This is a genomic window from Anaerotignum faecicola (assembly GCF_003865035.1).
Lineage (GTDB): Bacteria > Bacillota > Clostridia > Lachnospirales > Anaerotignaceae > Anaerotignum_A > Anaerotignum_A faecicola.
In genome coordinates, this window is sequence record NZ_BHVZ01000004.1 from 26,055 (window position 1) to 38,300 (window position 12,246).

Sequence of the window (12,246 nt, forward strand, 5' to 3'; positions counted from 1 at the left end):
TGATTATCTGTGGTCTACTTCGTACATGTGTGCAATCAGGTCAACAACCTTATTGGAGTAACCCCATTCATTATCGTACCAAGCAATCAATTTTACAAAGTTATCATCCAGAATGATGCCTGCTTTTGCGTCGAAGATACAGGTATTGGATTCACCCAGCATATCGGAGGAAACAACCTCATCCTCTGTGTATCTTACGATACCCTTCATGTAGGTTTCAGATGCTTCTTTTACCTTTTCACAAATCTGTTCGTATGTAGCAGGAGTTTTCAGTCTTGCTGTCAGGTCAACAACAGATACATCATTTGTAGGTACGCGGAAGGACATACCTGTCATTTTGCCCTTCAGTTCGGGAATTACACGACCTACTGCCTTTGCAGCGCCTGTTGTGGAAGGAATGATGTTGTTGAATACGGAACGACCGGTTCTCCAGTCACGTCCTGCACGCGCGTCAACAGCCTTCTGTTTTGCAGTTGCGGAGTGAATAGTGCTCATCAGACCCTGTTCGATACCGAACGCGTCATTTACGATTTTAACCAGAGGTGCCAGGCAGTTTGTTGTACAGGATGCATTGGAAACGATATCCATGTCCTTTCTGTATGTCTGGTGGTTTACGCCAACAACAAAGGTAGGTGTAACCTCATCCTTAGCGGGTGCTGTCAGGATAACCTTCTTAGCGCCGCCGATTTTGTGCAGAGAAGCCTTTTCCATTGTATTGAACGCACCTGTGGATTCGATGATGTATTCTGCACCACAGTTTGCCCACTCAATCAGAGAAGCATCGCTTTCACTGAAAACGTGGATTTTCTGACCGTTTACAATCAGGCAGTCCTCGCCGATTTCGATATCGCCTTCAAAGCGACCGAAGATAGAGTCATATTTCAACTGATATGCCATATAATCCAGTTCTGCATTTCTCAGGTTAATACCGCAAAGTTCAAATTCATCCTGACGCTGCATCAGAACTCTGAATACAACTCTGCCGATACGACCAAAACCATTGATGCCAACTTTAATTGCCATTAGATTCTTCCCCTCTCATATATAAAAATAGGAATGACCAGTAACTTTTACCAGTTCATTTTACCACATCAGAGTGAAAAAAAACTCAGAATTTTGTATTTTTTTATTTTTCAGAAGTCTATACAGGAAATACAGAAAGGAATGGGATATGATTTAGACAATGTATCTATTTTTGTGGGACGTTTTATGTCCCTTTCGTGATTGTGGACAAAAAAGTGGGACATTTTTTGTCCTGTTTTCCGCTTGACTTTTTTTATAAGGATTGCAAAACAAAAGCCTCAGGCTGTTGCACCCAAGGCTGTCTGCTTTTCTATACTGTTTTTTGCGTAGTGCTTACTGATTATCTACCTTTTCCATGTGCTGAATCAAATCCAGAACCTTATTGGAATAGCCCCATTCATTATCATACCAGCAAACCAGCTTTACAAAGTGGTCATTCAGGGCAATGCCTGCCTTTGCATCGAAAATAGAGGTATGAGGGTCTGTCAGGAAGTCCGTGGAAACCACATCATCCTCGGTATAATCCATAATACCCTTCATTTCGTTTGCACATGCTCTCTTTACCGCATCCTTGATTTCCTCATAGGTTGCAGTCTTTTCCAAACGACAGGTCAGGTCTACAACAGAGACATCAACCGTAGGCACACGGAAGGACATACCTGTCAGCTTGCCTGCCAGCGCGGGGATAACCTTTCCTACTGCCTTTGCCGCGCCTGTACTGGAAGGAATGATATTGGTAGCCGCTGCACGTCCGCCTCTCCAGTCCTTTCTGGAAGGGCCGTCAACGGTTTTCTGTGTTGCTGTGATGGAGTGTACGGTTGTCATCAGACCCTCTACAATGCCGAAGTTATCATTGATTACCTTCGCTAAAGGTGCCAGACAGTTTGTCGTGCAGGATGCGTTGGAAACAATATTCATATCCTTTGTATAGGTTTCATGGTTTACCCCCATAACGAACATAGGTGCATCAGCGGAGGGTGCGGAAATAATAACCTTCTTTGCGCCGCCTTCAAAATGCTGTGCCGCCTTTTCCATTGTAGTAAACAGCCCTGTGGATTCCAGAACGTACTCAACACCTACATCCTTCCAGGGAATTTCCTTCGGATCCATTACGTTGAAAACCGTTACCTCATGTCCGTTTACAACCAGCTTGCCGTCCTTATCCTCCAGCTTGCCGTTGAAACGACCATGTGCAGAGTCATATTTCAGCATATAAATCATGTAATCTACATCAATAAAGGGATCGTTTACCGCAACGATATCTTCTACATCGCCGCGTTCCAAAGCCGCACGGAAAAACAGGCGACCGATTCTGCCAAAACCATTGATACCAACCTTAGCCATAAAAAATTCCTCCTAACAAATATGATTTCTTGCGTGGGACATTTTTTGCATCGCGTTATTTCAAACGTCCTATTACCTATAGTATAGCACAAAAAATATTTTGCACAATAAAAAAATAGAAAAAATTGCCTATTTCCCGAAAAAATACATAATATTTCCTTGGATAAATCATAAATAAAATTTATGGCGAAAGAAAACCATGCAAGTGCTGTGTTTCTCCCGCCAAGTCTTTTTTTCGGAATCACTGTTAACAGTTTCTCCTGTTTCTCAATTCTTATGCAAAAATCAATATTCATCGTTGCGAATTAAATCAATGATACTCAGTGTCAGCATGGCTGCGGAAACAGCCAAAGAAACTGCGCTTACAACCAAACGAGAAATTTTCATATACTCCCCTCCTTAGGAAAATAGTTGCATTTTATTTAAAATCATTTTATCATGTTAGCCAAGAGTTGTAAAATAAATTCTTACGATTGGATGTGATTTTATGTTTTTTATCGGCGGTATTTTTCAGGGCAAAAAGGAATTTGAACACTTTCGGCAGACGATAGTCTGCAAAAAATGCGGACGTTTGTGCAGTATTTCCGTTTTTATGACCTATACCTGCTTCAGCTTCTTTTTCATTCCTTTGTTTAAGTGGGGCAAGCAGTATTATGCCGTTTCCAACTGCTGCCATACTATTTATGCCATTGATGCAGAACTGGGCAAGGCAATCGAGCATGGCGAAAGCGTCACTCTCCGCGAGGAGGACTTAACCATCGCAGGCATGGGACAAGCGCAGGAAATACATTGCCCCGACTGCGGCTATCTGCTTTCGCAGGAATACGCCTATTGCCCGAAATGCGGCAGAAAAATTCATTAAAGCATCAGAAAAACAGTGGCTTTGTCAGAGAAAAACAAACCACTGTTTTCTATTTTTTATGCTTTTTATTTTATGCTCTCTCTTTTTCCTAGTCCTTTTCCTGTAAATGCCTTCTGAGTTCGGAAAGTACCCGTTTTTCAATGCGCGAAACCTGTACCTGAGAGATGCCGATGCACCTTGCCACATCCGCCTGCGTGCGATCCTGAAAATATCGCAGAATAATGATTTGTCGCTGCTTCGCATCCAGATGCTCCAAGGCCTCCATCAAAGAAAGCCGCTCCATCACTTTCTCGTTTTCTGTGTTGTCTGTGAGCTTATCAATCAGCTGTAAGGTGCCTTCGTTTCCGTCCACAGAAGCATACAGGCTCTCTACATCCTTTGTAGATTCCAATGCCAAAACCAGCTCCTCTTTTTCTACCTCTAATCGTTCTGCAAGCTCCTGTAGGGATAATTCTCTGCTTTCCTCCTGCATCGCCGCTTCCTGTAAGCGCTTCGCCCGCCATGCAAGCTCCTTCAGGCTGCGGCTCACCTTCACCGTCCCGTCATCTCTGAGAAATCTTTTAATCTCCCCCAGAATCATGGGTACGGCGTATGTAGAAAATTTCACATCATAGCTGAAATCAAATTTTTCGATACATTTCAGCAGTCCGATTGCACCAATCTGATAGAGGTCTTCCGGCTCGCCGCGTCCGCGAAAGCGTCCCACTACGCTCCAGATTAAACCGGAATTTTCCTGTAGCAGGTTGTCCTTTGCCGCGGCATCTCCTGCCTGCGCCAGACGAATCCATTCATAGGTCTGCTCCATGGAATCACTCCTTTGCCAGTGTTTTTTCCATGAAGATGCGTGTACCTACCCCGATACGGCTTTCAATACGCACCTTTTCCATAAAGGTTTCCATGATTGTAAAGCCCATACCGGAACGTTCCATCTCCGGCTTGGAGGTATAGAGCGGCTCTCTCGCCCTTTCGATGTTTTCAATCCCCTTGCCGGTGTCGGCAATCTCTATGTAGATTTTCCTGCCGATATAGCCGCAAAATAGCTCCACTAAGCCCCCTTTTTCTTCGTAGCCGTGAATAATGGCGTTTGTCACTGCTTCGGAAACAGCAGTTTTTACATCCGTCATTTCTGAAATAGTCGGGTCAAGCTGCGTCAGAAAGCCTGCGGCAAATAGGCGGGCAAAACCCTCATTTTCTGATTTCGCGGTAAAAAATACCCGCGCTTCATTTTCATACTGCATCCGATTTCCTCCCCTCCGCATAGGCAATCGCCGCATCCAGAGAAACAAAGGTCGGCAACAAACGAGACAGTCCCGAAAGCTGAATCATTTCCTCGATTTTTTCATTTGGGCAGGCAATGGCAATGCGCCCTCCTAAGGACTGCACCTGCTTGTATCTGCCAATCATTACGCCGATGCCCGCGCTGTCCATGAAAGTCACCTCCTGAAACCCGAAGATAATATTTCTTCCTCCCATTTGCTCCAAGGCACTTTCTGTTTTGCTGCGTAATTCCTTAGAAGAATGATGGTCAATTTCTCCTGCAACCAGAATGATGAGTGTTTTATTTTTTCGCTTAAATTTCAAATCCATATAAAATCCTCCTTTTCAAAAGCATACACGATTTCATGCTTGTTTTTTTCTCTTTCAACCGCAACTTTCGTCCTCTCCTGCAAAAATAGGACAGGATAACTTCCGTTCAGACACGCACAGACAATAGCCTGCTGCCATAGAATAAAGTATCCCCTTTCCATCGGAGGTGCGCCTGTGTTTTTCTTACCTATGCTGCCCATATTTTTTGTTCCGCTCCTAAGTGGTTTTTCTTCCGGCGGCTCCTTCCCGAAGCCCCTTGCAAAAGAGAAGGAGCAGCAGCTTCTCCTTCGCCTGCGTGACGGAACAGATGCAGAAAAGGAATCCGCCAAGCAAACACTGATTCTGCATAATCTGCGTCTGGTCGCCCATATTGCGAAGAAATACAACAATGCCCAACGAGAATCGGAGGAACTGATTTCCATTGGTATCGTTGGGCTGATTAAGGCGATTCTTTCCTATGATAGCGAAAAAAGCATCCGCCTTGCCACCTATGCCTCTCGCTGTATTGAAAATGCTATCCTCTCACGGATGCGTTTATGGTTCCAAATCAATCCCCTCAGAGCAGAAAAGAACCAAAATGGCGTATTTTGACGCAGGTATCCGAGAATATGTATATACTTTGCTCCACTTTGGACGGCTGCGTAAGGTATGCACCTATGTATATCCATAGTTTCCGACTGATCGCCCCTCACAGGTTATTGGAAGCGCAGCTGTTCAATCAGCACTATCAGAACTATGAAGATATTCCAAATGTACCGGACAGGCTCCGCTGGTGCCGCCACCATATGGGCCTGATGCAAAAGGAAGTGGCAGAGCTGATTGGTATCAGTCGTGGACATTACATAGATTTTGAAGTCGGATATGTTGACTACTATCCGAAGGAAATCGTGGATAAGCTGGCAGCACTCTACAAAATTCCGGTAGATGACTTGCTGGACGATTACAATCGTTTCTTATATAAAGGGCAGGGAAAAATGATACGAGAGTATCGAGAGAGTCTTGGCTTGCAGAAAAAGCCTTTCGCAAGACTCATAGGGGTTGACCCCAATCTGCTCCGGGCATGGGAAGCTGACCAGAAGCGGATGAATATCAATTCCTGGGAGAAATACTTCAAAAATCTGATCAAGGCATAGAAAAAGCAGGTGTTCAAACTTTAAGGAGTTTGTTCACCTGCTTTCTCTATAGATGTGGATTTGATAACCGCATCCAGTAGCTGTACCTTCTGGTCGGAAGGACAATTCAGTTTTTTAATATGCTGATTGACCAAGCTTGCGTGGACACTGGCAACACGCTCTGCCAGTTCACGCTTGCCTTCTTCAGCTTTTGGATAATGGACAATTACATTGATTGGAGCACTCTTTCTTGCGATACCACGCACCTCCCTCGGTATTTCAGTCTATGAGAGAGAAGTTGTCCGCTATACCTAACTTATAACGCTTGCTTTCCTACTTCAAAAAATGGTGTTTTCTGCTATAATATTCGTAAGAGGGAAATGCTTGCTTGCAAGGGCATTTCCCTTACGGGCGATGAGTTGCGAAGCAATTCATCGAAAACTTGTTGGGGTACTGTGGAACTTCTTTCGTGGTATCATCTTATCAAGAATCTGTCAAAGATTCATTGAGCGTGAATTGAGCGCAAATTGACTACTTTTTGGAAGGAGGGCTGTCTATGGAATATTTAGATTTCAGTTCAGTCATCACCATTATTCGTAAATATATCAATGACGAACGCACCGTTGTTGACCGAAACCTTAATGAAGAAGTTAAGATTGACCAGATGCATTTCCTGGATCAGATCTTTGCGTCGTTCTGTGACGATGCAGACTCATTGGATTTTGCTTTTGACAACGGGCAGGTCTGCCGTTGGTTCAATGGACAGGCAAGAATTAGCCCTCGAATTATTTCATTTTATTTGGATGAAGAAAACAGAGATCTGCTTTCAGCTGATATAGAATACAATGTGCTGCCATTGATGTATGACAGTGCTATGGCTGTGGGAGATGCTCACACGTTGTTAATTCAGGATACAACCATTTCACCGGAAGTAAAGAACAAACTGACTGTAAGCTATCCTTGTCAGACGGATAGGGACAAAGCAGATCTCCTTGCTGCGGTTTTATTCTTCGGTATGGAGCGTGAGTTCAGAAAACGTGATGTTAATAACAAGGCACTTTTAGCATCCGGTTGTTTCTCTCCGCTGATGCGTGATTTTATCCTTGATGTAAAAGTACCAAGACCATGCCACCACTTCTGCGGTCGTGATGCAGAGTTGGAAAAGCTCCATGAACTTCTTTGCTCAAAGGGAAAGGTGTTCGTTCAGGGTATCGCCGGTATTGGTAAAAGCGAACTGACAAAAGCCTATGCGAAGAAATATGACAAAGAATACACCAACATTTTGTACATCACCTACTCCGGTGATTTGAAGAATGATATTGTAAATATGGACTTTGCTGATGATGTGGACGAAAACGAAACTGCCGATGCAAGATTCAGCAGACACCATCGCCATCTTCGCAAACTGAGAGCAGACAGTCTGCTGATTATTGATAACTTCAATACTGTAACAGCAAAGGACAGTATTCTGGATGTAATCCTGAAATATCATTGCCGTATTCTGTTTACTACCCGAAGCAAATTTGATACCTACGCTTCCGTGAATCTGGAAGAGATTGCTGATACAGAAACATTGATTTCACTGATGGGCTGTTTCTACTCCGATGCGGAAAAACAGCGCCCGGTTCTGAAACAGATCATCCAGGCCGTTCACCGTCACACTCTGGCTGTAGAATTATCTGCCCGCTTGTTGGAAACGGGAATTCTGAAGCCGCTACCCCTGCTAAACAAGCTGAAAACGGAAAAAGCCGCCCTGGATGTCACCGATACGATTGACATCACCAAGGACGGCAGGAGCCGCAAGGAAACCTATTATGACCATATTCATACGCTGTTTTCCTTGTATCAGCTGTCCAATGCGGAAACGGATGTTATGCGAAATCTTTCTTTGGTTCCGCTTACCGGTATTCCGGGCAGGCTGCTTGCAAACTGGCTGAAGCTGTGTGATATGAATATCATCAATGGCCTGATAGAAAAGGGTTTCGTGCAGACAGTGGATGGACGAACGGTTACACTGCATCCTATGGTACAGGAAGTGGCGATGGACGAAACCCGCCCGTCCGTGCAGAAATGCCGTACTCTGCTGGACAGCATCCATGAGATATGCCTGCTGCATGGCTATGACATCTCCTATTACAGGCAGCTGTTCCAGATGGTCGAGTCTGTGATCGAACGCATTGAAAATGATGATATGCCGTATTACCTGCGTTTTCTGGAAGATACCTTCCCATATATGGACAAGTATCACGATTTGCAGGGGATGAAGTTGGTTTTGAATGAGCTGTCTGCCCTGAAAAAGCTCTGTCGTGTCATTCAGGAATACAATTCCGATAAAACAATGGACTATGCCAGTGTGCAGGAAGCTATGGACGGTATCTGTCTAACCATCGGTGACATTCAGCAGGCGACTACACATTTCAAGAAAGCGATGGCTATTTATGAAGTGCTGTTTGAATCAGAGCCGGATGTCATTGAAGCGAAGAAACAGGAACTGCTTGAAACTTATACACAGTCAGGGGTATATTTAGGAAAGAAATTACTAAGTAAATAGGAGAACATTAAATAAGCAAGGATAGCTCTGTGTAGTAGCAGGGCTATTTTTGTGTTTCAATAAATAATATTTGTTCATTGCTCAATTTCCGCTCAATCCACGCTCAATGTGTTTTCTGCCCTCTTTCAGTAGAATGAACTTGCAAGGTAAACAGCACCAAATTCTTAAATCCGGTGCCAATTCCATGCAAAACTACTGAAAGGTGGCATTTTTTATGAACACAAACAAACACAAGGAGGTACAGAGCAAATGAGAGAACTGAACACCATCAAAATCATTGCCGTGGATCATGGATACGGCAACATCAAGACTGCCAATACAGTTACCCCTACCGGAGTGACCGCCTATGAAACAGAGCCAATTTTCTCCGGAAACATTCTAGAGTATGCCGGTATCTATTATCGCATCGGGGAAGGTCACAAGGAATTTATCGCAGACAAGGCTATGGATGAGGACTACTACATTCTGACTCTGATGGCAGTTGCCAGAGAACTGAATGTGTATGGTATCCGTGAAGCAGATGTTCATCTGGCTGCCGGTCTTCCGCTGACCTGGATTCGCAAACAGAGAGAAGATTTCCGAAGCTATCTGCTCCGCAATAAGGATGTGGATTTCCGTTTTAACGGCAAGGACTACCATATCCGTTTTGTCGGATGCAGTCTGTTCCCGCAGGGATACCCTGCCATTGTTAGCCGTCTGGGAGATTTCAAGGGAACCAATCTTCTGGCAGACATCGGAAACGGCACGATGAATATTCTGTATATCAACAACAAAAAGGCTGTGGAAAGCTGTTGTTGGACAGAAAAATTCGGTGTCAATCAATGTATGATTGCCGCCAAGAATGCGGTACTGGACAGCTTCGGCGTGAAAATCGAGGAATCTACCATTGAGCAGGTACTTCGCTTCGGAACTGCTGACATCAGCAAGCCGTATCTGGACTGTATCACATCCGTAGACAAGCGCTATGTGGCTGATATTTTCGCAACGCTCAGACGCTATGAGTACAATCCGGATCTGATGAGACTGTATATCGTGGGTGATGGCGGCTGTCTGGTCAAACACTTCGGACAGTATGATGAAAACCGAGTGACTATTCTGGATGATATTTGTGCGACAGCCAAGGGTTATGAATATCTCGCCTTTGCCAGTCTTCGCAGGAAGGAGTAACCCATGAGCGAGAATATCCGCAGCACAAATCTTCGCTTCAATTTAGAAAAGGACACACAGAAACAAGCATGGCAGTATCTTCAGACCATGGACAAGCAGCATTTCAAATCCTACAGCAATGTAATAGCCGTAGCTCTGGTGGAGTATTTTGAACGTTATTACCGCAGTCAGGATGATCCTTACTTTGAAACCAGAGAACGTGAGGATCGATTTGTAAATCAGATTATTTCCTCTGTAGAAAGTGCCATGGAGAAAACACTTCCGATATTTCTGGCAGGTTGTATGGCGGGATTGTCGCAAGTACCTGTTGCAGCAGCTCCGGTTACACAGCAGGAACCGGATGCAGAACTGGATTGGGATTTCCTTGGAGAATAATTTTTCTCCAAGCTGATCTCACAGGAGGGAGGTGAACACATGACACAATTTCTGACACAGGATGGTCCGATACCGCCGTATATGGCATTCCCAAGATTTTTGCTGGACAAAGATGGACTGAATGAAACTGCCAAAATTCTCTATACGATTTTGTTCGACCGAGCAAGGCTGTCACAAAAAAATGATGGTTGGACTGATGAACAAGGTCGTGTGTTCATTTTCTTCCCCATCAAGAATCTGGCAGAAACAATGCACAAAAGTGAAATGTCCATTAAGACCGCACTATCTGCTCTGTAAAAAGACAATCTGATTGTCCGTAAACGTCAGGGCGCAGGGTTTCCGAACAGTATCTATGTAAGAGTGCCACCGGAAACTCTGGCGCAGACGGACAGAAATCTTTCCAGCAGACAGGCGGAAAACTGTCCTACGGATAGAAAGAAAACTGTCTCTGTAACAGAAAGAAAACTGTCCAGTAGTAATAAAGAGAAGAACAATATTAAAAGAGCAAATTCAGAGAGTAAGGATAATCGCACCGCCTATGGTTCCTATCAAAATGTTTTTCTGACTGCGGAGGAGTTGTCAGCTTTACAAAGCGAAGTACCCCACTATCAGGAATACATTGAGAAATTATCCAGATATATGGCATCCAGCGGAAAGCAATATGCCAATCATGCAGCTACCATACGAAGCTGGGCATTGCAAGACCATCCTGCTCCTGTCAGACGAACTTATGAATGTAAGGAGGACGAAAGCCTATGAAGCCAATAGCAAATACTGTGGACGATTTATTTCAGCCGAGAGAGCTTGCGGAAGATGAATATCTGAATGAAGCTGACGGACTGATCTATTGCTCCAAATGTCATACTCCTAGACAGCACCACATTGAACTGAAGGAACGAGTATTTCTCCCAACAGTTCGCTGCCGTTGTCAGCAGGAAGAATACGACAAAGAAGAAGCTGAGCGCAAGCATCAGGAATTTCTCATGCAAGTGTCTCGTCTGAAAGCCAATGGATTGCAGGATAAATCTCTGCATGATTATAACTTTTCCAATGATAAAGGCTACAATCCGGAAATGCAGAAAGCCCATGATTATGTGGCACATTGGGAGGAAATGAAAGTGAAATCCTTGGGGCTGCTTCTCTGGGGAGATGTTGGAATCGGTAAATCATTTTTCGCCGGGTGCATTGCAAATGCCCTGGTAGACAAAGGTGTTCCGGTTCTGATGACCAACTTTTCCAGAATACTGAATACGCTGACCGGAATGTATTCCGATGATAGAAGCCAGTTCATTGACAGCTTTAATAAATACAGTCTGCTGATTATTGATGATTTGGGCATTGAGCGTAGCTCAGAATTTGCTTTGGAGCAGGTGTTCAATGTGATTGACAGCCGTTATCGAAGCAAGAAACCTTTGATTGTAACCACGAATTTGACTTTGGATGAACTGAAGCATTCGAAAGATCTGGCAAGAGCCAGAATTTATGACCGAGTATTGGAGCGTTGTGTTCCTTTGAAAATCAACAATCAGAATATTCGAGAGCTGAACGCAGCCGCAAATATGCAGGAAGTACGAAAAATACTAAATTCCGGTACTTAATTTTACAGTCGATGGTGCTGAACAATTCGCCCATCAGTACACAGATAACCTTGAGATTGCAAAGCAAATTGTATCTGCACCATCTACACTGGATAACAGTACCGAACTGATACCAGAAAGGAGATTTTATGGCAAATAACAGACCTATGACCGAAGACGAAAAGAAATTATTGCAGACACAGCACAGAATGGAAGCGATTGAAGCCCGAAACTGTCAGAAAGAACGAAAAGCAAGAACCAGACGATTGATCCAGATTGGAGCCATATTGGAGAGCGTATTCCCAGAGGTTCAGACCATGGAGCTTGATGATGTGAAGATGGAACTGAAAAAACGATTGAACGCATAAGACTGGCAGCTTTGCTGCTATCCCGAAGGGCGCACTTACTCACCACCCATAAAATGGGCGGTGGTATCCCCTTCAGGGTCGTGCACTCTGCGAGGCTTTGCGGCTCCTCTGGAGCCTTATGTACAATGACACACTTTTTTCAAATTGCTGTCATTGTCCACGCAGTTTCCACAAGTACAATCGCTACAGTGTTTGTAAGTAGTGGGACAATTTGTACCCTACCTTGTGTTAACTGCCTGCGAAAACCTGCCACCGGCAGCTTTATCGCAGAGATAGGTGC

General features: G+C 44.3%; 16 protein-coding genes. 10 read left to right on the plus strand and 6 right to left on the minus strand.

All coding sequences use genetic code 11. The features are described 5' to 3' along the window. Positions 1-3: 3 nt before the first annotated feature. Positions 4-1,023, minus strand: coding sequence for a type I glyceraldehyde-3-phosphate dehydrogenase (gap, locus tag EJE48_RS07570; RefSeq protein WP_118578691.1), 1,020 nt, complete (start codon positions 1,021-1,023; stop codon positions 4-6). A gap of 333 nt (positions 1,024-1,356) precedes the next feature. Then, complete coding sequence (gap, locus tag EJE48_RS07575; protein WP_118578689.1) at positions 1,357-2,367, minus strand: type I glyceraldehyde-3-phosphate dehydrogenase; 1,011 nt, start codon at positions 2,365-2,367, stop codon at positions 1,357-1,359. Between the two features lie 487 nt (positions 2,368-2,854). Here gap (EJE48_RS07575) and EJE48_RS07580 point away from each other — a divergent pair, with 487 nt between their 5' ends. Next, positions 2,855-3,229 carry a zinc ribbon domain-containing protein gene (locus tag EJE48_RS07580; RefSeq protein WP_118578687.1) on the plus strand — a complete coding sequence of 125 codons (375 nt, stop codon included), beginning with the start codon at positions 2,855-2,857 and terminating at the stop codon, positions 3,227-3,229. 88 nt (positions 3,230-3,317) lie between these two features. On the opposite strand, the gene EJE48_RS07585 is transcribed toward EJE48_RS07580, so the two are convergent. Genes EJE48_RS07585 through EJE48_RS07595 form a run of 3 tightly spaced genes read right to left on the minus strand, consistent with a single transcriptional unit; the run spans position 3,318 to position 4,816 of the window. Then, positions 3,318-4,034: a SigB/SigF/SigG family RNA polymerase sigma factor gene (locus tag EJE48_RS07585; RefSeq protein WP_118578685.1), complete on the minus strand. Its 717-nt coding sequence runs from the start codon at positions 4,032-4,034 to the stop codon at positions 3,318-3,320. 4 nt (positions 4,035-4,038) lie between these two features. Further along, positions 4,039-4,467, minus strand: coding sequence for an anti-sigma F factor (spoIIAB, locus tag EJE48_RS07590; protein ID WP_016408419.1), 429 nt, complete (start codon positions 4,465-4,467; stop codon positions 4,039-4,041). Then, a complete protein-coding gene (locus EJE48_RS07595; protein ID WP_118578683.1) occupies positions 4,457-4,816 on the minus strand; it encodes an STAS domain-containing protein in 360 nt (119 codons plus the stop codon). Before EJE48_RS07595 ends, spoIIAB begins: the two co-directional genes overlap by 11 nt. A gap of 174 nt (positions 4,817-4,990) precedes the next feature. On the opposite strand from EJE48_RS07595, the gene EJE48_RS07600 reads away from it, so the two are divergent. Beyond that, entirely contained in the window at positions 4,991-5,407 is a 417-nt protein-coding gene (locus EJE48_RS07600) for a sigma-70 family RNA polymerase sigma factor (RefSeq protein WP_243107988.1), read from the plus strand. 65 nt (positions 5,408-5,472) lie between these two features. Then, positions 5,473-5,949, plus strand: coding sequence for a helix-turn-helix domain-containing protein (locus tag EJE48_RS07605; protein WP_160117334.1), 477 nt, complete (start codon positions 5,473-5,475; stop codon positions 5,947-5,949). Between the two features lie 20 nt (positions 5,950-5,969). Here the strand turns inward: EJE48_RS07605 and EJE48_RS07610 are convergent, their stop codons facing one another. Continuing rightward, on the minus strand, positions 5,970-6,194 hold the full coding sequence (locus EJE48_RS07610) for a hypothetical protein (protein ID WP_243107989.1): 225 nt from the start codon (positions 6,192-6,194) through the stop codon (positions 5,970-5,972). A 290-nt stretch (positions 6,195-6,484) separates the two neighbouring features. On the opposite strand from EJE48_RS07610, the gene EJE48_RS07615 reads away from it, so the two are divergent. From EJE48_RS07615 to EJE48_RS07640, 7 genes are all read left to right on the plus strand, one after another. Further along, positions 6,485-8,479, plus strand: a complete 1,995-nt coding sequence (locus tag EJE48_RS07615) for an NB-ARC domain-containing protein (RefSeq protein WP_160117335.1) — start codon at positions 6,485-6,487, stop codon at positions 8,477-8,479. Positions 8,480-8,728: 249 nt separating this feature from the next. Then, positions 8,729-9,646: a ParM/StbA family protein gene (locus EJE48_RS07620; protein ID WP_118578679.1), complete on the plus strand. Its 918-nt coding sequence runs from the start codon at positions 8,729-8,731 to the stop codon at positions 9,644-9,646. A 3-nt stretch (positions 9,647-9,649) separates the two neighbouring features. Continuing rightward, positions 9,650-10,021: an adenylate cyclase gene (locus tag EJE48_RS07625; RefSeq protein WP_118578677.1), complete on the plus strand. Its 372-nt coding sequence runs from the start codon at positions 9,650-9,652 to the stop codon at positions 10,019-10,021. A 39-nt stretch (positions 10,022-10,060) separates the two neighbouring features. Beyond that, positions 10,061-10,318: a replication initiator protein A gene (locus EJE48_RS12555; protein ID WP_243107990.1), complete on the plus strand. Its 258-nt coding sequence runs from the start codon at positions 10,061-10,063 to the stop codon at positions 10,316-10,318. 63 nt (positions 10,319-10,381) lie between these two features. Continuing rightward, entirely contained in the window at positions 10,382-10,780 is a 399-nt protein-coding gene (locus EJE48_RS12560) for a hypothetical protein (RefSeq protein ID WP_243107991.1), read from the plus strand. Further along, positions 10,777-11,619, plus strand: a complete 843-nt coding sequence (locus EJE48_RS07635) for an ATP-binding protein (RefSeq protein WP_118578675.1) — start codon at positions 10,777-10,779, stop codon at positions 11,617-11,619. The genes EJE48_RS12560 and EJE48_RS07635 overlap by 4 nt, the downstream gene beginning before the upstream one ends. A gap of 128 nt (positions 11,620-11,747) precedes the next feature. Beyond that, positions 11,748-11,966, plus strand: a complete 219-nt coding sequence (locus EJE48_RS07640) for a DUF3847 domain-containing protein (RefSeq protein ID WP_118578673.1) — start codon at positions 11,748-11,750, stop codon at positions 11,964-11,966. Positions 11,967-12,246: the final 280 nt, after the last annotated feature.

Coding starts and splice junctions, on each gene's coding strand:
- gap (WP_118578691.1), bottom strand. CDS start 1,023: ATGGCAATTAAAGTTGGCATCAATGGTTTTGGTCGTATCGGCAGAGTT.
- gap (WP_118578689.1), bottom strand. CDS start 2,367: ATGGCTAAGGTTGGTATCAATGGTTTTGGCAGAATCGGTCGCCTGTTT.
- EJE48_RS07580 (WP_118578687.1), top strand. CDS start 2,855: ATGTTTTTTATCGGCGGTATTTTTCAGGGCAAAAAGGAATTTGAACAC.
- EJE48_RS07585 (WP_118578685.1), bottom strand. CDS start 4,034: ATGGAGCAGACCTATGAATGGATTCGTCTGGCGCAGGCAGGAGATGCC.
- spoIIAB (WP_016408419.1), bottom strand. CDS start 4,467: ATGCAGTATGAAAATGAAGCGCGGGTATTTTTTACCGCGAAATCAGAA.
- EJE48_RS07595 (WP_118578683.1), bottom strand. CDS start 4,816: ATGGATTTGAAATTTAAGCGAAAAAATAAAACACTCATCATTCTGGTT.
- EJE48_RS07605 (WP_160117334.1), top strand. CDS start 5,473: ATGTATATCCATAGTTTCCGACTGATCGCCCCTCACAGGTTATTGGAA.
- EJE48_RS07615 (WP_160117335.1), top strand. CDS start 6,485: ATGGAATATTTAGATTTCAGTTCAGTCATCACCATTATTCGTAAATAT.
- EJE48_RS07620 (WP_118578679.1), top strand. CDS start 8,729: ATGAGAGAACTGAACACCATCAAAATCATTGCCGTGGATCATGGATAC.
- EJE48_RS07625 (WP_118578677.1), top strand. CDS start 9,650: ATGAGCGAGAATATCCGCAGCACAAATCTTCGCTTCAATTTAGAAAAG.
- EJE48_RS12555 (WP_243107990.1), top strand. CDS start 10,061: ATGACACAATTTCTGACACAGGATGGTCCGATACCGCCGTATATGGCA.
- EJE48_RS07635 (WP_118578675.1), top strand. CDS start 10,777: ATGAAGCCAATAGCAAATACTGTGGACGATTTATTTCAGCCGAGAGAG.
- EJE48_RS07640 (WP_118578673.1), top strand. CDS start 11,748: ATGGCAAATAACAGACCTATGACCGAAGACGAAAAGAAATTATTGCAG.